The organism is Rhizobium sp. YTU87027 (assembly GCF_050644135.1).
GTDB lineage: Bacteria > Pseudomonadota > Alphaproteobacteria > Rhizobiales > Rhizobiaceae > Rhizobium.
The window spans coordinates 1,744,049-1,760,507 of sequence record NZ_CP098441.1 but is presented as its reverse complement, the minus strand read 5'-3'; the positions used below and the strand labels follow the sequence as shown (position 1 = coordinate 1,760,507).

The following is a 16,459-nucleotide window of genomic DNA, read 5'->3' as shown; positions in this document are numbered from 1 at the left end:
GGGGCGCCTCCTTCCAATCCGTCGGAGTTATGCGGAGCAGAATCCGCCGCTATGGTCGACGGATCCAGCCTTCAGTGACCGGAACTCGGCATAATCCTGCTCTCAGCATAATCGACGTGGTGCGCCGCAAAACGTTGAGCTGGGTGCGGCCTGGCAGAAGCGCTCCACCGAGACCGACCGCGACGACCTTTCGGTCAAGCTCGACGATCCGAGCTTCCCGGCCCCGATCTACGCGACGCTGACCGAGGTCGAAGGCGAGGACGGCTACCAGCCGATCTGGTCCCGCCCGAACCGGGAGTAAGTGCAGCCGGCCCCGCCCCACCGGGCGGGGCTGATCGCCTGAAATATACAGCATTTACACTAATGCTGTAAATGCGGTATGTTCATGCTGTGGGACAATGGATGGAGATAGGCATGACGCGTCACGGCAGTTCATATTCAACGAGCGACCTTTCCCGAAAATCCGGCGACATTATCGCGGAGGCCCTGCGGCATCCTGTGACGATCACACAACGCAACAAACCGCGCCTCGTGCTTCTCAATATCGATGACTACGAGCGCTTGATGCGGCAATCCGATGCGCGGTCGGTGGGCACGCTCGAAACCATGCCGCGCGATTTGCTCGACGAATTCGAGGCGGCGGTCGATACCTATGCCGACAGCGATGAGGTTAGTCGATGAGCGGCTATGACGCAGTCCAGACCGCGACGGTGATCCGCTATCCCTATCTCTGGGCGAGAGAAGCCGGCAAGGGTGAGACTGAGGGCCGCAAGGATCGGCCGGTCACCGTTGGCGTAAGGCTCCCACGACCCGACGGAGATTTGGTGGTGTTTTTCCCGATCACCACGAAGCAGCCGGAGAAGGCGCTTTTCGCCGCAGAAATCCCCACCATTGAGAAACGGCGAGCCGGGCTCGATGCCGATCTTCGGCTCTGGATCATCCTCGATGAATTCAACAGCGACGTCGTCGGCCGCTCCTTTTACCTTGAGCCCGAACCACCGCTCGGCCGGTTCAGCAAAGCTTTCTTCCTTCCGCTTCTTCGTGAGTTTATCGCACGTCGCAAATCGACCACCGAGATCAGCCGGTCCAGATAGTGCCCGCAAAGTTTTCCCTCCGGGTTGCCGGGTTAGACTCAACTTTACGCTCGGTGGGAAAAACCACTTGAAGGAGTGGTGATGGTGCCCAGGCCCGCCGCAGAAGCGCTCCACGGAGACCGATCGCGACGCGACGCTGACGGAAGTCAAAGGCGAGGACAGGTACCAACTCATTCGTTTCCTCCCGAACCGGGACTGAAGAACCGGCGGCCCCGCCTCAAAGGCGGGGCTTTCCCTTCTCATCGAACCATCCGGAGCCTCCTATTGGATGGAAACCGATGGACCAGCGGATGTCGGTGGTCGACCTCACCAATATCCCAGGCAGCACAGTTTCGCTTCCTCCGTCAGTGCGCCAGCATCTCCTTGGCAATCTCTGATCCGGTCAGCTTCGCACGATAATAGGTCGGCCAGTTCGTGACCTCAGTCAGGAGAGCGGCGCGGTCGTTGCCCCAATAGAGGTGATAATGGTCCGCGTTTTGCGGCGCGATGATGTGATCGCTGAACTGGATGAATTGCGGCGCAGCGCCGTCGCCGGCGATTTTCCTGAAGATGAAGCGGACGCCGCGGTTGCCCTTCTTATAGGTCAGGATTTCATGGCCATCGGCCTCATAGCCACCGCTCACCGCCGCCTCGCCGCGGAAAAACGTGACGTTCTTCCCTTTGATGAGGATGCGGTCGACATCGGTCTTGTAGCCGGTGTCATAATAGGCGCGGTAGTCTTCGGCGCTCTTGTCGCCATGCTTCGCCTTATCCGCCATTACGGAATCCAGCGTTCCGTCGACAAGGTAGGGATAGACAGATTGCCAGTCGCCTTCCCAATCCGACAGAAGGCGTGGCTTCACCTGCTCGTCATCGAAGTAGCCGTCATGAACCGATCGCTTTTCATCGTGGCCATGGGCGTGGCTATGTCCGGAGGATGTCTGCGCGACTGCGGCTCCCGCAAACATGAGCGGGGACGATACGGCCAGCGCAAGACCAAGCGTTTTGATTACTTTGTTCATTCCTTCAAACCCTTCCAATACGGCTTCGGCGCCATGTTGGCGCACTATGATATGTAATAACATTACGCCAGTCGTGTAGCGTGCTTCAATGGCCGGCACAAGAACGTTGTGCAAAATTATTCGTCACCAAGACGCCGCCGCCCGATACGTCGCTCTGCGCGACGCGTCCATCGGCTCCTGAACTTCCGTCTGTTCGCAAGTACAGCTATGTCCGAGGTCGGCTCTTCTGAGCCGAGCATCAGGCTCGGCCCATAGTTGTGGATTCGCGACCTGAAACCTGCGGAGATGGCATGCGAGCGTCTACGCCGGGATAATTCATGACCGGGGCGGCCGATCGGTGAGCCGAATGGTCGACCGATCCAGGGGCTGGAGGGGCGCCATTGCCAACCAACGTTGCTCGCTGTTACCGGCGCTCCCTTTCGCGGGCTCGATGCGGCATGTCTGACCGGAGACCGGCCTCGCCTCGGTCGTTTTCCCGCAACGGCCTTCGCAACTTTCTTCCCCTGTCGGCTTTGCCGCCATTCCTCGCGAAGCAACAATGCTGCTCCCGGCCGCCCTCCATTCTATTCCGTCCCATGGGTGCGGTCCGATCGTCCCCGGTCCTTGCGACTGCCATCGAGGCCGCGATGGGCGCGACCTCATATGAGGAGCCACTCGTCAAGCTGCTGTTTCGAGTGGCGGCTGGGTGACGGGGTTCGTGACGCCCCAGTTACGGGGCGTCACATCGAGAGCGTTCAGTCGCCAGAGCGGCGGTTCGGCCGAGACCAGATGAGGCTGAAGGCCTTGCCATCCTCGTCTTCGACCAGATTGGCGTAGAGCGGAGCGGTAAAGCTCGGATCGTCGAGCTTGAGACCGAGATAGTTGCGACCCTCATTGGACTGCTTGGACCAGGCGGCTCCGATTTCGATGCGGCCGACGAAGACGCGGTGGCTGGGAGCGTTTTCGCCGCTGGAGCGCCTATCGGAAACGATGCGGACGCTTTTGGTCTGGAGGGAAAGGGTGACGATCTCGCCGCTGAAGTCGTTGCCGGATTGTTGGAAGGTTCCGATGGTAGCCATTGTCGTTCTCCTTACTGGGTTGCCGAAGCCGCCCCTTGCGGCCTCGATGCGGTCGTGAGGCGCCGATCTGCCCGACTGCATCCCATCGGGGCCGCAGCGCCAGCGCAGGACGGCGAAAGCCGGACTTGTTGTCTCGCGAGGAATGCGGCGAAGCCGCAGGGGAAGAAGTTCGGCGAAGCCGTTGCAGGATCAGGACAGATTGGCGTCAGACCCGCCTAAAGAGAGGTCGTGAGGGGCGTCTTCCGGACACCGGTCTCGCGAGAAGGATGTTGGCAACGGTCTTCCAACCATGAGCCGGCACTGGCGGCGCATCGGAGTTCGCCTTTTGAACCTGCGGTCTGAGCCCGTTTCCTGATCCTCGGGCAGCAGGTATCAACCTCATATCCGGTCGCCGTTCAAACGGCCGCACCACAATCCCGCCTGCAGCGGCTAGGGCTCAGGAGGACGAGACCAGTCTCGATGACGGCGTTTGAAGCCAGGCCATTGCCAAAGTCACCACATTCAATCGAGCCCAAGGTCCTCCGGATCCGGCACGGTCTTGGCAAGAACGTCCTGGAAACTGATCCTCGCGGTGATCGGCATGTCGGGCGCTGCCAGACAATTCGTAATAGCCGACTTCAACCTGCATGCAGTGGTGATCACCCTTTCCTCTGAACTGGCAGAAGCATTGACGCCGGCCCGGGGACGTGCCGTCAGGGGCTCTTGCAGCGCAGGAGAGGCTGCCTCGTTGACCGGATCGTCAATGAGATCATGCCGGGCGGGTTCCACCGCATCAGCTCTCGGGTCAAGGCCAGGGATTGCGTAGTCAGGCAAGGTGGCAGGGACCGGCAAGGCCGGCACCATTTCGACGTCTGGCACCGCGACGGTGTTCTGACGGGCTGCGAGAGCCGCAGTCCTGAATGGCTCGATGGCGTGGTAACGAAGTTTACTTGCGAAGATCGGGCGTTGACCTTCGACCAACAGGATTGCCTTGTGTTCCGGCATCTGGCGTACTTCCTGCGGCATCATCAGGTCGCGTTCACGGATCTGTTCGACCTTCGTGCGTCGCGCCCGGCCGAAAGGCTCGAGCGTCCTTGTCTCCGATTGATAGCGGATCGTGCGTTTTCCAAGTGCGCGTGACGCGTATTCTGCCGTGACCTGATCGTTGGCGCCGAGGATGAGTTGAAGCCCGCAATTGCCCAGGAGCGAATGCCGGGAAGTCTCCCCATAGATCTCGTCGACGCTCTTCAAGTCCTGAAGGACGAAGGCCATCTTGACATTGTAGCCCGCCACATAGGGCAGCTTGTTCAGGATCTCGTCCATTTTCTTCAGTTGCCGGAACTCGTCGAGCAGAAAGTAGACGGGAAGGCCGCTTTGATTGTGTTCGCGTGTCAGCAGATCCATCACCTGCTGCACGAAGAGGGTGAGCAACGGCCTAAGGATCGTCATGTCGGTGATACCAGGGGCGAGATAAATCGTCACCGGGCGCCGTTGCAACGAGGAAATAGCCATGTCGGTCACCGCGGTCGAGGCAATCACGCGTTCGTTGCGGAACGGCGCCAGGGCTTTTTGAATATCGAGAAGCGCGGAGCGGGCCGCTCGTTCGTTGAGGGAAATATAGGCATTGAAGCTCTCGATGGTGAAGCGGGAGAGATCGACTTCGTTCTCCTTGATCAGCTTCATCATGGATTGCAGATCAACGCCTGTATTGAAGAAGGCGTTGATCTCGCCAAGATTGCGGCGGTTATGATAGTGCCGGCTCTCGAGCACATAGCTGATCACGCCGGCGATCAGCTGTTGGGCGGTTCCTTGCCAGACAGCGTTTTCGGAACCAACGGTCTCGGGGATAAGGAGCGCGGCAATATTCTGAATGTCGATGGTCCGGCTGCCCCGGTCGGCACGCACGAAGTCGAGGGGATTCCAGCGATGCGTTTTCGGCGAGCCCGGCGAAAACAGGAAGACCTGGTGTCCGTTTGCTCGCCGATATCCAGCCGTCAGGTCGAAGATCTCGCCTTTCAAATCGGTGACAATCATCGAGCCCGGAAACATCAGGGCATTGGGAATGACATAACCGACGCCCTTGCCGGAGCGCGTCGGTCCAACAATCAGATGATGGCGATCGTCCTGTCGTCGAAGGATGCGACGGCCGAGACGCCCGAAGATGTGACCGTCCTTGCCGAACCAGCCGGCGCGCCGCAATGCGGGCATGTCCTGGAAGGCGGCGTCGCCAAGCGGACTGCCATGTCGCCTGAGGCCGAACGCGGCCGCCGCGATACCTGCTGCTATTGCGGGGAGGGCCGCTGACAGTGCCACGAGGCGCAGCGATTGGTTGCCAAAATAGGCTGCGAACTGCTGAAGCGGCGCGAGCGGATTGGTCGTCGTCATCTGGTGCAGGACGCGCCCGTCCTTCCAGACGATGTCAAGGATCAGGCCGTAGGCAAGCATCCAGACCATGACTGCGATGATCGCGCAAAACAACAGGTGGATGGCAAGATATCCCCGGCTCATGCGGCACCTCGGGCATAATGGATTTCGCACACGCCCCTGCGCCCGCCATCGCGGCGCAGCTGGATCACGATCGGAATGACCATCCGGATGTAGGACATGAGGTCGCCTTTCGAGTAGCCGGACAGGCCGGTCTGCATCATCATCAGCGCAAGTTGCTCGTAGGCACCCATCGGCGTGTCTGCATGGACGGTCGACATGCTGCCGGGATGACCCGTATTGATCGCGCGCAGGAAGGCAAATGCCTCAGCGCCGCGAATCTCGCCGACGAACAACCGATCGGGCCGCATGCGCAAGGATGCTTCCAGCAAGGCCTGGATGGTCACATGCGCCGTGCCCTGGTCGCCCCGCGATGCCAGCAGGTGCACGGTGTTGCGATGCGGGGGAAAGAGTTCACGCGTATCCTCGAGCGTCACGATGCGCTCACGCTCATCGATGCTCTTCAGGCAAGCATTCAGGAACGTGGTCTTGCCTGTCGATGTGCCGCCACTGATCAGGATCGAGATCCGCTCGCTGATCGCCGTCTCGATAAACTCATGCACCAGTCCGGCCTCGAGAAGGGCCGCGAGCCTGGTTTCGATCTCACAGGCACCGCCGACGGTCACCGAGACTTTGTCGAACCCGCCGCCATCGCGATACTCTGCCAATGTGACATCGTTGATGACCTGCTTTCTGATCGAAATCGATCCGCCGTCGGGTGCTGCTGGCGGCAGAACGATCTGGATGCGCTCGCCGGTCGGAAGTGCGGCACTCAAGAGCGGATTGACGGGGCTGATGAACTGATTGCTGGCGGCGGCGACGCGCTCGCCGATATGCTCGATTTCTCTGGCGTTAAGCTCGGGAATGGCGTGAAACTCCATGGCCGAGGCTCCCAGACGTTCAACGAAGACCTCACCTGGTCGGTTTACGGAAATCTCGATGACGCTGTTGTCGGCGAGGAAGTGCGCGAGCGGTTGAAGCGCCCGTCGCAGAAAATAATGGGCGTCCTTAACGGGCATGCCTTTGATCAAGGCCTCGCTCATGCCTGATCTCCTTCAGTGCTTCCTCGATCGGATCCGGATAGATCGTGGAGAAGTCGAGGTCCTGGCGGACATAGACGAAGATCCGCTCACCCTGCGGGACGTTGATGGTCGGGGGGATGCGGAGGTTTTCAGAAAGCGCCTGATTGGCCATGTCGGAAAACGTTCTTGCGATTGTCTCACGGGCGAGTTCGCCAGCCCGGTCGGAGTCTGTCTCGCCATTGCCGCTTGGAGAGCTGAACTGGTTGCTGCCGTATCCGATCAGATAGGACGAGCCCGCGCCGACGACTGAAAGCAGGATCGCCGAGCCGAACCGCTCGCGCCATTTATTGTCGACGATGCCGGTGAGGCCGGAGCGTCCAAGCCCATCCGTGCCGATACTATTGAGCCGCACCGACACGCCATCGTCGCGCAGCAGCCGGGTCCAGATCACAAAGATCCGCTTCTGCCCGCGTGTCACGTCGGATTGGTATTCACCGATCAACCGGGTACCGGTCGGGATGAGGACACGACGCCCATCAAAGGAATAGATGTCGCGCGAGGTGATGGCACGGATCTGCCCCGGCAAATCACTGTTGATCGCGGTCTCGAGGATGCCCGGGATGAGCGTGCCCTCGGGTATCATCGCATCGATCCGGTCAATCTGACGGGCTCTTGCCGACCGGTCACCGATCGCGGACGCCGTCGCCAGGAACTTGCTGTTGCGATCCTCTCCTGCAACGGTCGGGCTGCCACTGGTGCTGTTGAGCGATGCCGCATCACGTCTGTCTTTTGCCGAATCGACGACGAGCTGTTTGGACCGAAATCGGTCAGGGAACGTTTCGGGTTCGGGCTTGGCGCTGGCAGCGGGTTCGACGATGTCCGGCGGAGGCGGCACATTGAACTCGGTCGTATCCGAAGGCGCTTCCGGTTGGGCCGGGGGCGGTTCCGGAATCTGGATGATGGTGTCGGCGGACTTTGGTTCGGGCTTCTGCTCTTCGCGCAGGAACGACGGCGGCCTGAAGGTGGTTGTCGCGAACTCCTCGTCACCTTGCAGAACATCGTGTACCGTCTTTTCTGGTGCGAAGACGACAACATAGGCAAGAGCGACGGCGCCAAGCAGCAAGGCAGCCGCGCCAAGCAGCCGCTTTTGACGGGCGCGCTTGTCGCCCACTTCCGTTTCGTCGGCCGCCAGCATGGCTTCGAGCTCAGGCGAACGCTGCATCAATTGCCACTCCTTCTGCGGTTCGCCGCCTTCTCATGCAAAGAGGGAGCAAGGGGCGCAGGGGCGGGCTGACCCAGATCCGGTCTTCTCAGATTGAAGATGCAGATCCACTGATTGCCGTCACGCAGGGTGTATTGCGACGCTGTTCCATCGAGGACGATATAGTCTCCTTCACGACGAAAGTTTCGAAGGGTTTCGGTGAAGTCGCTGTTGACGGCAAAGATTGCAGGCACGTTTTGCCCAAACCTGAAAAACGTCTTCTTCCCGTCGTCGAAAACCAAGAGGGGTTTGAGGGCGGGATCGCCGGAAAAGGAATAGTCGATGTTGACGCGGGTCTTGTCGATGCCTGACATGTTCGGGTAACGGACCCGTGCCTCGGCTTGCCGCCGGAGTGAAGCGTTCAACGCCTTGTCCGGGTAGACGAAGCGGATACCGAAGACCTGCCTGTTGTCTTCCGGTGCATAATCGTTGAGCTCCAGGTAATAGATCCGTTTGGTGGTCACGACATTCATGTTGGTCGCGACATTCCTGGCCTTCGGCTTGACGAACAGGATGTTTCCCTGGTCCGTCGGGACGATGTCCCAGCTGTCGCTATCGCCAACAGCGATCGTCTCGAACGTCTCGTCCTCGTCAAAGACGATCATCGTCGAAATACCGTAGGTGGCAGAGACCCGCACGACATCATTCGGTTGATAGGTGACGCTCGTCACCCGCGGATCAAGCCGACCGGCCAAGGGGGTCCTCGCAGCATGCAACGATGCCGGCAAGACGGAAGCGATTGTCGCAACGAGTAGAATGCGCCCTCTCACGGATTGCTCTCCGTAACCGTCTCCTGATCGCGTCGATAGTCGTAGACCTGAAATCCCAGCGGGTTTTCGAAACGCCACTCGTTGGGCGTCGGCGTGTCGGTATAGCGATAGCGGACAACTGCAATCCAATGGCGCGTGATTGTGTCGGTGTCGGAGACTTCGCTTGTTGCGAAACGGACGATGCCGGTCGAACCGTTCGGGAAGGTCACCGAGGCGATCTCGGTCGTCACCCGTTTGGCTTTGCCGTAGACCTTCGCGGGGTTCTTGGCATTGGCGGCGCTAAAGAGGTCCTGCAGTTCGCGCGCAGCGTTGCCGGTGGAAAGGAGCGCTGCAATTCCAAAGTTCTGCTCGATCGCGTAGGGGTCATATCCTTCGCGGGATCTGATGTAGCGAACGATATTGGCCTGCGTGACGGCTTGCTGCGCGGTAAGATTGGCGGGCCGGGTCAGGCCGCTCTTGACTTCGAGATAGCCGGTGTTCTTGTCGACTTCGACGATATATGGCTCGAAGCTCTTCAGCGGCAAAAGCATGACGAGCGCCACGAGGCTGAGCAGCGTGATGCCGCCGAAGATCGCCGTCACGAACCAGGCAAGCGTGCGGGACCGCTTTGCCTTCCTGACGATTTCCTGCTCCCAGATGTCACCGCTCTGGTAATAGCTGCTGAGGTCGAGTTCCCGTGCGTCAGTCATCGTCTGTCTCTTCTGTCCTGATCGTCAGCCTGGGAGGCTCTGGCTAGAGATTTTCGATTGCATGGCCTGGCGTGTGGCGGAGGCGCCGTCTGCCGCATCGCCAGCGCGGTTCGAGAGCGAGCGACTGCCGCGATAGGCCGCAAGGCCAAGCCTCACGCCGCCCTTGGCCAGGGCGGCTGGATACTGGACGCCCAGTCGGCGGGTGATGCCGTTGGCGACGTTTCCGACGCCGATGGCAATGCCGCCGGCAATTCCCTGGCCGATCGAGTGGATGTAGAGCATGACAAACCCGCCGGCGATGCACAAAAGCAGGAAGCCTGCGATGTCGGCAAGCGTCAGGGTCCGCGCCCCGCTTGCTGCATCGATCTTGGTGAGCTCCGGGTTCATCGCGGCAATCAGGAAGGCGGCAATGACGTAGATGAACAGCGGAATGAGCGCATAGGTCAGCACCTGGTTGAACCAACCCATGCCGTAGCTGCGGGTGCGATCAAACAGCATGCAGGCAATAAAGACTGGCGCGGTGCCGATCAGCACCCAAAGCATCACCTTGGCAAGGATGAGGACGGCAAGGGCGATTGCGATGAAGATGCCGGCGCCGACGAGGATCAGGATGCCGATCATGCTTGGCAGGACCGAAAAGTAGCCGGACTGCTCCGCAAAGGCCGAGGCCGCCTCGTTGGCTGTCATCCATATCTGCGACAGACCGTTGGTCGGCTCGGTAATCCCCGTGCCCGAGGCAGCCAGGATCGCCCTGCCGACGTCTTCGGGCGTGTCGTTCAGCCAATGATAGAAAAGATTGTTGAAGTTGGCCCAGGAGCCGACCAAGGCGAGAATGACCATCATCCTGACGATCCTGCCAATGATGTCGCCGAGCGAAAGACGCGACGTGGCCATTATCAGCTGCAGCCCGTACCAGGCCACGTAGGCCATGAACATGACCCTGAGCAGCGGCATCAGTTCGTTGCCGACTACGGTGTAAGCCTGCTGCGAGAAGCTCGAACCGGAGTCTTCGATGCGTTGCAGCAGATCGCCAAGAAAATCCTGCATCCCCGAGATCCTCATTGACCGTCTTGTGGAGCGATGCCGATCGCGGCAAAGGCCGCTGCCGGATCATTGACGCGCCGCATGACGGCGCAATCCTGTCTGGGGTCGCCGGCAAACGATGCGAGGCTCAAGGGCCGTTTGCACGGCGCCGTCTTCTCCTTCACGGTGCCGCATCCCGACAGCAAGGCGGTGGCGACGGCTGCGATGCCAAGCATTCTTCCGATCGTCATGCTAATTGCCGTAGGTCAGCGTCTTCCTGGTGTTGGAAATATCGGTGAGGCGGCGCTGGTTTTCCGCCTGCAGCGACAAGACTGCGCCGTTCATCACCCCGATCATCTCGTTGAGCGTCAGTCCCGACTGCACCTGCAATTGGGTGTTCTGATCGATCGAACCCTTGATATCCTGAGCAGTCCCGATCCGCGCACCGGCTTTTTCGAAGGCGCTGCGCCGCGTCTCGGTTGCCTTTTGCGAACCGTTGGTCAGGGCGGAAACCCCAAGCACGGTGTTGACCAGCTGCTCATAGGACTTGTCGCCCGAAAAGCTGCTATTGTCCTTGCCTGACAGGTTTTTCACCAGCTGCAGGCCATTGATGAACAAGGTCGCTTGCTTGGCGATGTCGCCACTCATTGAGCCGAAGTTCGGCAAACCCTTGTTCAGAATGCCGTCCAACGAGGGGATCTGCGAGACGCTGAAGCCATTCCCGATCGCCAGGTTGTTCAAGGGCGCCGCGGTGCTGCCACGGTCTCCGGTCACGGCCTTCAGCGTGTCTTCGACCGTCTCCAGGATGTGCTTGTTGGTGTCCAGGATCCTGTCCGTCGTTTCGGCGGTCTTTTTGGCGACCTGATAGTTGGTTCTGTCGATGACCGGCACGTCGGCGAGGGCAGCCTGGTGCATAAAAAGCAGGACGGACATTGTCAGGATTTCAAGTCTCATGTCGTTCTCCCATCATTGCGGTTGCAGCATCAGCTGCACCTGGTTCACATCGGGGCGTTTTTCGATGCAGGCCCTGTCTTCGGCAATCCAAACCAGATCTTGCCGTGGGCTGCAGGAGCCTGTTGTGTCGCTTACCGGGTCGTCAGCCTTGCTGCTGGTCGTCTGCGAGGAGCCGGAGAGGTTGGCCGACGACACGGCATTGCGCGAATTTATGAGATCCGCCATGGCAGTGACGAGCTTGGTGACGTTGTTCATCATTTCGAGATTGGCGTTGCGGGCCGTCGAATTGTGATCCCAGCTGTCCTGGATCGTTCCCGTCTGCAGCGCGCCCAGTTGCTGGTACCAGCTTGCGACGTCGCCAAGACTGGCAGACGTCGACGTGCTGATCCCGATCGCGTTCAGGGTCGAGGTCCGCATGCCTGTGTAGGTGGTTTCTCCGCCCCCGAAATTCAGAGGAATTCCCGATTTGTCGGATCCGCCGAAGGCCGGCAGCCAGGCCTTTGTGATCTGGGCGACATAGCCTTGGGTTTCCTTGAAGGGAGGAATGCCGCCATACTTGCTGACGTTGCCAGGACCTGAGTTATAGGCGGCAAGGGCAAGGTTCACGTCACCGCCGAAATTGGATAGTTGCTGCCTGTAATAGCGCGCGCCGCCACGCAGGTTCTCCTCGATATTGTTCTCGTCGACGCCAAGCTCGGCGGCTGTGTCCGGCATCAGCTGGGCAAGTCCGGTCGCGCCGGCCGCGGACCTGGCGCATGGATCAAAACGGCTCTCCTGATAGACGAGGGCAAGGAACTCGTTTTCGTCGACACCAAGTTCGCGGGCGACGCGACGCACGAGACCGGAAATTTCCGGATTGGCTTGCGCTGCGCCGAGCGGATCATTGCGCCGGCCCGGCCGGTACATCGAGCAGCGAACCGAGGTGTGGATCGTGTAGCGCTCGTGATCGGTGTCTTCGATCTCTGCGGTCGTCTTGGCACGCTTGTCACGTGGATTGAGATTGCTGCTGTCGAAGGTTGGAACGTCTGCCCTTGCCAACTCCGCCCCAAGGCCGATCGCCAGGGCTGTCAGGGCGACGATGGCGGCGCATGGCGGCCTTTGCGCTTTGCCGCTTTTCACGAACGCTCCTCCCAACCGCAGAACCTTGCCAGCCAGCCGGAGGGATGATCGCCGTACTGTTTGCGAAGCAGGGCGCATTCCTCGATGGTTTCCTTGCGTCCGGAGAGCACCTTGATCAGGTCCGGCATTGAGCCGAGATCGAGCCGGGCAATGACGCTGTCATTGCCGTGCTTGATCAGGAAGGATCGCCTTTCCGGCGGCGTGTTGCGGATAAAGCTGAATTCCTTGGCGGTGAGCCCGAAACGATGGATGTAGCTTTCCTCGTCCGCGCGCGGATTGGGAAAATGAATATTCGTGGCGGACTGTTCGATCAGCGTGTGCGCGGCTGGCGAGCGGACAATATCCGCAGCAGACTGGGTGCCGAAGCCGACAATGCCGTTCAATTTGCGGATGGTCTTCATCTTGTCGACGATGAAGTCGCTGAAGGTCTGGTCTTTGAGCAGGCGCCAGCCCTCGTCCAGGAAGATCATGACCGGGTTGCCGTCGAAGAGCGCCTCCAGCCGATGGAAGATGTACATCAGCGCCGGGGTGCGGACATCGTCATTGTCGAGGATATTCGTCATGTCGAAGCCGAAGACGCGCCCTTCGCAAAAGGACAAGAGGTCATGGGAGGCGTTGAAGAGCCAGGCCTTCTCGCCCTCTATCCAGGGGCGCAGCCGCGCATGGAGATCGTTCGGCCCGGCGCGCGAGCGTCCGGCAAGCAGCCCGGCCAGGTTGGTCAGCGTTCGTTCGGCCAAAGGCTCGCGCATGAGCCGGACGATGGCGCGCTCAAGCGTGTCCTCTTCTTCCTGATCGAATGTGGCGTCCTTGTCCTTGCAGACCATCGCCTTTAGCAAGCGGAGCAGAAATTCCCGGTTTTCACCGGTGTCCTCGATCTGCATGGGATTGAAGCCGGTTGGCGTCCCCGGGGTGAGGATCTCGTATGAACCATTCATCGCCCGCAGGAAGATTTCCGCGCCCCGGTCCTTGTCGAAGAAGACGGCGCGCGGCTGCGGTTTCACTCTGAAAGCCTGCGCAAGCAGAAAGGTAAGGGCGACGGTCTTGCCCGATCCAGTTGGCCCGGTCACCAGGAAATGGCCGATATCTCGCTGATGGAAGTTGAACCAGTAGGGTGTCTGGCTGGACGTTTCCAGAACCGTGACCGGGCTTGCCCAATGCATGCCCTCGCTTTGGCCGGCCGCGAAATTGTGCATCGACGACAGGCCGGAGAAATTGGCGCTCGAAAGCATCGCCCGCCTGGCGATATAGGCATGATTGCCAGGCAGTTGCGCCCAGAATGCTGCCTCAAGATTGAGGTCCTCGCGCAGCCAGTTGATGTTCATGTCGGTGAGGCGGGCGCCGAGATCTGCGATCGCCTTGTTGATGCCATCGAGGTCGCGCGACAGGCAGAGCAGCGAAAGATGATGAAAGCCGAAGACCGCCTCCTGGTTGAGCAGGCTGTTCAGCGCGAAATCGATATCGGTTTCGACATCGCTGCCGGCCTCGTCCGACGCGCCGATCTGCCGCCTGAGCCTGGCAATGCGTTCCTGAGCAATCGGTTTGTCGGCGAGTGTAAAGGACTGGGTCAGGATAAACTCGTGGTTCACCTGTAAGAGGCCATCCAGCATCCCGGGGCCAGTAAAAGGCGGATATTCCTTGATGGACAGCATCGCCCCGAAGCGGTCCTCTTGCCTGGTCGGCCCCTGCGCCTGCATTGTGCGCCGTGCAAAATGGAGCCGCGATGTCCCGAGGAAACCGGCAAGGCTCATGCGCGCAAGGCGCATCCTGCGCGGTACGCCGCAGGTCAGGAGGGTGTTCAGGAACGCCGACGGCTCCGAGTAGGGCTCGTTGTTGAGGCTTGAAATGCCAAGGACTGTCGCGCCGTACCTTTCAAGGTCGCGGACGATATTGCCGACGAGCTCTTCGAGCTCGCCAACTGCCTCGAAGAGCTGATCCTCCTTGGCCTCACCGCCCAGGGCTTGGGCGAGGAAATGTCTGACGCGGTCACCGGCCGCCAGCGCGCCGCGCATGCCCGACCGCAAGACGGTCAGGTAAAGCTCATTCGTGAACATCCGCTTGCCGCCAAGCGAGGCGGTGTAGCGGCGATCAAGCTCGGCGCAAAACGGATCGTCGAACTGGCCGGCGATGAAGCTGTCGACCTGCCGGCGGATCACCGTCGACCAAAGGGAAAAACGGCTGGAGCCGAGCGCCCGGATCAACGTGTTCTGCACCACCGCGCGCATGTTGATCTCGGCCTGGTCCTCGGTCTGGAAGAACAGTCCGTCCAGTTTGATGACGCTCATCAGGGTGCCGTCCTTGAGCTTGATGACGGTGTCGGCGACGTGACGGAGATAAGGGATGTGTCTGGCCATCGACCGTTCGCGACGGTGGGCGGATCCAAAGCCGAGTTCTTCGCTGATGATCCTGAGCATGGTCATGGCCCGTAGGAATTTGCGCCCCAGAATGTCTGGTTCGGCGTCCGGGGCGTCAGCCGCATGGAGACCTGCAAGACAGCGAGGACACGCGCGTCCAGGCTGCAGAGGGTGAAAAGAACGGCGTAGGCACATGGTGCCGTCATGAGCGCCCACAGCTCGTTGATGATCAGCCAGGCGATGATCGTAAGCCCGACGACGGCGACGACCGCCATATAGGGTACGCCCCAAAGCGTCGGTGACCGGGTCAGGCCGATAACCAGGGGAGTCAGGTTTGGTTTTTCATCCTTGATAGCAGCCATGGGATCAGTTCCCGACCGTCGACATCAGCTGGTCGACGATGGCTGGTGCGCCGAAGACCAGGCCAATCCCGAGAACGACAGCGCCGGCCGTGAACCAGCTGAGGCGACCGGCGAATGCAAGAAACCCCAGTCCGATGACTGCAATGATGGCAACGAGACGTCCGAATGGCCCGGTGATGAAATCGACCACGGCCTGCACCACGGTCTGAAGCGGAGCAAACGCCTGGTTGGTCGCCTGCGCCACGGCAAGGTCCGCCGCGGCAAACTGCATCAGGACAAGCGCGACGAGAACGGCAGCACCGCGTGCCCATCCCTTTTGATGGGAAGATACGACAAGCTTCATGGCAATCTCCTTTCAGTTGGGAACTTCATGACCCCGCCAACGAAGGTCGGCGTTGGCGCGCCGAGGATGTGGCTCGCGCGGGGGGTGTCGATATCGGTTATCTGATTGCGGCTGCGACCTTTCCGCTTGACAGGAAAGGCGAGCCCGAGCTGGTGGTTGATGACCGAGGCAACGTAACGGACGGTCTCGGGATAGGCTGGCAGGCCGCCGCTATTGTAGACCGCCTGTTCGCCGGCATTATAGGCAGCGGCCGCGATGATCGGGCTTTTGAATTCATCGAGAAGCGCGCGCAGATACCGCATGCCACCGTCGATGTTGTCGGCGGGATCGCAAACATCAGTCACATTGAAGCGCCTGGCTGTCTCCGGCATCAACTGCATCGGCCCGCGCGCACCCTTGGGGCTGTTGCGGAGTTGATCGAAGCGGCTTTCGGTCCAGACGACGGCAAGGGCGAAATCCGGATCCACGCCGTGCCGGCCAGCACTGTCAACCGCCAACGCCTTGATGTCTTCTACCGACGCCGGCGAGGGACCGCAGGGCGGTGGGGAGGTCGAAACCAGTGACTCGTCTTTCCGAACTGATTTGGTCTGTTCTTCAAGGGAGCGAGCGCGACGTTGATGATCGCTGCGGCCAGATAAATAGGAACTAAAATAGTCCACATCTTGAGCTGTGCCGGCGACTGGCTGGCGAGGTAAAAGAATGGCTTCCCCTTTGATTTTCACCGCCGCCGCGCCAGGCGACACGAGGCGCGGCTGCGGGATCGCGCCATTATGCGATAGCCATGAAATAATTGATTTACCGTCGTTTTTTGTCGACTGCGCCTCGGTTGTCGCCGAATGCAGCCATGCTGTCGCCGCGATGATGGACGCCTGGAACTTGCTGGTCATACGATCATCCTTGCTTCCGTCTGGAGCCAAACGACACCAAAAATGACCTGTTGTCAATTCCA

General features: G+C 60.1%; 17 protein-coding genes and 1 pseudogene. 3 read left to right on the top strand and 15 right to left on the bottom strand.

Features of this window, described 5'->3' with window-relative positions:
• Nucleotides 1-130 precede the first annotated feature (130 nt).
• The 3 genes and pseudogenes from NBG89_RS27420 to NBG89_RS27410 all read left to right on the top strand — a co-directional run.
• Nucleotides 131-301 (top strand): annotated as a pseudogene (locus tag NBG89_RS27420) (DUF736 domain-containing protein); the annotation flags it as partial.
• Between the two features lie 113 nt (nt 302-414).
• Nucleotides 415-681 carry a type II toxin-antitoxin system prevent-host-death family antitoxin gene (locus NBG89_RS27415; RefSeq protein ID WP_431323426.1) on the top strand — a complete coding sequence of 89 codons (267 nt, stop codon included), beginning with the start codon at nt 415-417 and terminating at the stop codon, nt 679-681.
• Nucleotides 678-1,094: a hypothetical protein gene (locus tag NBG89_RS27410; protein ID WP_431323425.1), complete on the top strand. Its 417-nt coding sequence runs from the start codon at nt 678-680 to the stop codon at nt 1,092-1,094. The genes NBG89_RS27415 and NBG89_RS27410 overlap by 4 nt, the downstream gene beginning before the upstream one ends.
• A gap of 344 nt (nt 1,095-1,438) precedes the next feature.
• Here NBG89_RS27410 and NBG89_RS27405 read toward each other — a convergent pair whose 3' ends face one another.
• The 15 genes from NBG89_RS27405 to NBG89_RS27335 all read right to left on the bottom strand — a co-directional run bounded on the left by NBG89_RS27405 (nt 1,439) and on the right by NBG89_RS27335 (nt 16,397).
• A complete protein-coding gene (locus NBG89_RS27405) occupies nt 1,439-2,095 on the bottom strand; it encodes a ZinT family metal-binding protein (protein WP_431324567.1) in 657 nt (218 codons plus the stop codon).
• Nucleotides 2,096-2,829: 734 nt separating this feature from the next.
• Entirely contained in the window at nt 2,830-3,153 is a 324-nt protein-coding gene (locus NBG89_RS27400; RefSeq protein ID WP_431323424.1) for a DUF736 domain-containing protein, read from the bottom strand.
• Nucleotides 3,154-3,654: 501 nt separating this feature from the next.
• Nucleotides 3,655-5,640: a type IV secretory system conjugative DNA transfer family protein gene (locus NBG89_RS27395; protein ID WP_431323423.1), complete on the bottom strand. Its 1,986-nt coding sequence runs from the start codon at nt 5,638-5,640 to the stop codon at nt 3,655-3,657.
• A complete protein-coding gene (gene virB11 / locus NBG89_RS27390) occupies nt 5,637-6,659 on the bottom strand; it encodes a P-type DNA transfer ATPase VirB11 (protein ID WP_431323422.1) in 1,023 nt (340 codons plus the stop codon). The genes NBG89_RS27395 and virB11 overlap by 4 nt, the downstream gene beginning before the upstream one ends.
• Nucleotides 6,625-7,860, bottom strand: a complete 1,236-nt coding sequence (gene virB10, locus NBG89_RS27385; RefSeq protein ID WP_431323421.1) for a type IV secretion system protein VirB10 — start codon at nt 7,858-7,860, stop codon at nt 6,625-6,627. The genes virB11 and virB10 overlap by 35 nt, the downstream gene beginning before the upstream one ends.
• Entirely contained in the window at nt 7,860-8,669 is an 810-nt protein-coding gene (locus NBG89_RS27380; RefSeq protein ID WP_431323420.1) for a TrbG/VirB9 family P-type conjugative transfer protein, read from the bottom strand. The genes virB10 and NBG89_RS27380 overlap by 1 nt, the downstream gene beginning before the upstream one ends.
• The gene (locus NBG89_RS27375; protein WP_431323419.1) at nt 8,666-9,358 is read right to left on the bottom strand and encodes a virB8 family protein; all 693 of its coding nucleotides are present in this window, start codon (nt 9,356-9,358) and stop codon (nt 8,666-8,668) included. The genes NBG89_RS27380 and NBG89_RS27375 overlap by 4 nt, the downstream gene beginning before the upstream one ends.
• A 24-nt stretch (nt 9,359-9,382) precedes the next feature.
• Complete coding sequence (locus tag NBG89_RS27370) at nt 9,383-10,405, bottom strand: type IV secretion system protein (RefSeq protein ID WP_431323418.1); 1,023 nt, start codon at nt 10,403-10,405, stop codon at nt 9,383-9,385.
• Nucleotides 10,406-10,416: 11 nt separating this feature from the next.
• Complete coding sequence (locus tag NBG89_RS27365) at nt 10,417-10,632, bottom strand: hypothetical protein (protein ID WP_431323417.1); 216 nt, start codon at nt 10,630-10,632, stop codon at nt 10,417-10,419.
• A 1-nt stretch (nt 10,633) separates the two neighbouring features.
• The gene (locus NBG89_RS27360) at nt 10,634-11,335 is read right to left on the bottom strand and encodes a type IV secretion system protein (protein ID WP_431323416.1); all 702 of its coding nucleotides are present in this window, start codon (nt 11,333-11,335) and stop codon (nt 10,634-10,636) included.
• Between the two features lie 12 nt (nt 11,336-11,347).
• Nucleotides 11,348-12,454, bottom strand: a complete 1,107-nt coding sequence (locus NBG89_RS27355; RefSeq protein ID WP_431323415.1) for a lytic transglycosylase domain-containing protein — start codon at nt 12,452-12,454, stop codon at nt 11,348-11,350.
• Entirely contained in the window at nt 12,451-14,865 is a 2,415-nt protein-coding gene (locus NBG89_RS27350) for a VirB4 family type IV secretion/conjugal transfer ATPase (RefSeq protein ID WP_431323414.1), read from the bottom strand. The genes NBG89_RS27355 and NBG89_RS27350 overlap by 4 nt, the downstream gene beginning before the upstream one ends.
• 2 nt (nt 14,866-14,867) lie before the next feature.
• Nucleotides 14,868-15,167, bottom strand: coding sequence for a type IV secretion system protein VirB3 (locus NBG89_RS27345; RefSeq protein ID WP_431323413.1), 300 nt, complete (start codon nt 15,165-15,167; stop codon nt 14,868-14,870).
• Between the two features lie 4 nt (nt 15,168-15,171).
• Nucleotides 15,172-15,510, bottom strand: a complete 339-nt coding sequence (locus NBG89_RS27340; protein WP_431323412.1) for a TrbC/VirB2 family protein — start codon at nt 15,508-15,510, stop codon at nt 15,172-15,174.
• On the bottom strand, nt 15,507-16,397 hold the full coding sequence (locus NBG89_RS27335) for a lytic transglycosylase domain-containing protein (protein WP_431323411.1): 891 nt from the start codon (nt 16,395-16,397) through the stop codon (nt 15,507-15,509). Before NBG89_RS27335 ends, NBG89_RS27340 begins: the two co-directional genes overlap by 4 nt.
• Nucleotides 16,398-16,459: the final 62 nt, after the last annotated feature.

What these genes read in the sequence shown, in the direction of transcription:
- NBG89_RS27415 (WP_431323426.1), top strand. Translation starts at nt 415, where the DNA reads ATGACGCGTCACGGCAGTTCATATTCAACGAGCGACCTTTCCCGAAAA.
- NBG89_RS27410 (WP_431323425.1), top strand. Translation starts at nt 678, where the DNA reads ATGAGCGGCTATGACGCAGTCCAGACCGCGACGGTGATCCGCTATCCC.
- NBG89_RS27405 (WP_431324567.1), bottom strand. Translation starts at nt 2,095, where the DNA reads ATGAACAAAGTAATCAAAACGCTTGGTCTTGCGCTGGCCGTATCGTCC.
- NBG89_RS27400 (WP_431323424.1), bottom strand. Translation starts at nt 3,153, where the DNA reads ATGGCTACCATCGGAACCTTCCAACAATCCGGCAACGACTTCAGCGGC.
- NBG89_RS27395 (WP_431323423.1), bottom strand. Translation starts at nt 5,640, where the DNA reads ATGAGCCGGGGATATCTTGCCATCCACCTGTTGTTTTGCGCGATCATC.
- virB11 (WP_431323422.1), bottom strand. Translation starts at nt 6,659, where the DNA reads ATGAGCGAGGCCTTGATCAAAGGCATGCCCGTTAAGGACGCCCATTAT.
- virB10 (WP_431323421.1), bottom strand. Translation starts at nt 7,860, where the DNA reads ATGCAGCGTTCGCCTGAGCTCGAAGCCATGCTGGCGGCCGACGAAACG.
- NBG89_RS27375 (WP_431323419.1), bottom strand. Translation starts at nt 9,358, where the DNA reads ATGACTGACGCACGGGAACTCGACCTCAGCAGCTATTACCAGAGCGGT.
- NBG89_RS27370 (WP_431323418.1), bottom strand. Translation starts at nt 10,405, where the DNA reads ATGCAGGATTTTCTTGGCGATCTGCTGCAACGCATCGAAGACTCCGGT.
- NBG89_RS27365 (WP_431323417.1), bottom strand. Translation starts at nt 10,632, where the DNA reads ATGACGATCGGAAGAATGCTTGGCATCGCAGCCGTCGCCACCGCCTTG.
- NBG89_RS27360 (WP_431323416.1), bottom strand. Translation starts at nt 11,335, where the DNA reads ATGAGACTTGAAATCCTGACAATGTCCGTCCTGCTTTTTATGCACCAG.
- NBG89_RS27350 (WP_431323414.1), bottom strand. Translation starts at nt 14,865, where the DNA reads ATGCTCAGGATCATCAGCGAAGAACTCGGCTTTGGATCCGCCCACCGT.
- NBG89_RS27345 (WP_431323413.1), bottom strand. Translation starts at nt 15,167, where the DNA reads ATGGCTGCTATCAAGGATGAAAAACCAAACCTGACTCCCCTGGTTATC.
- NBG89_RS27340 (WP_431323412.1), bottom strand. Translation starts at nt 15,510, where the DNA reads ATGAAGCTTGTCGTATCTTCCCATCAAAAGGGATGGGCACGCGGTGCT.
- NBG89_RS27335 (WP_431323411.1), bottom strand. Translation starts at nt 16,397, where the DNA reads ATGACCAGCAAGTTCCAGGCGTCCATCATCGCGGCGACAGCATGGCTG.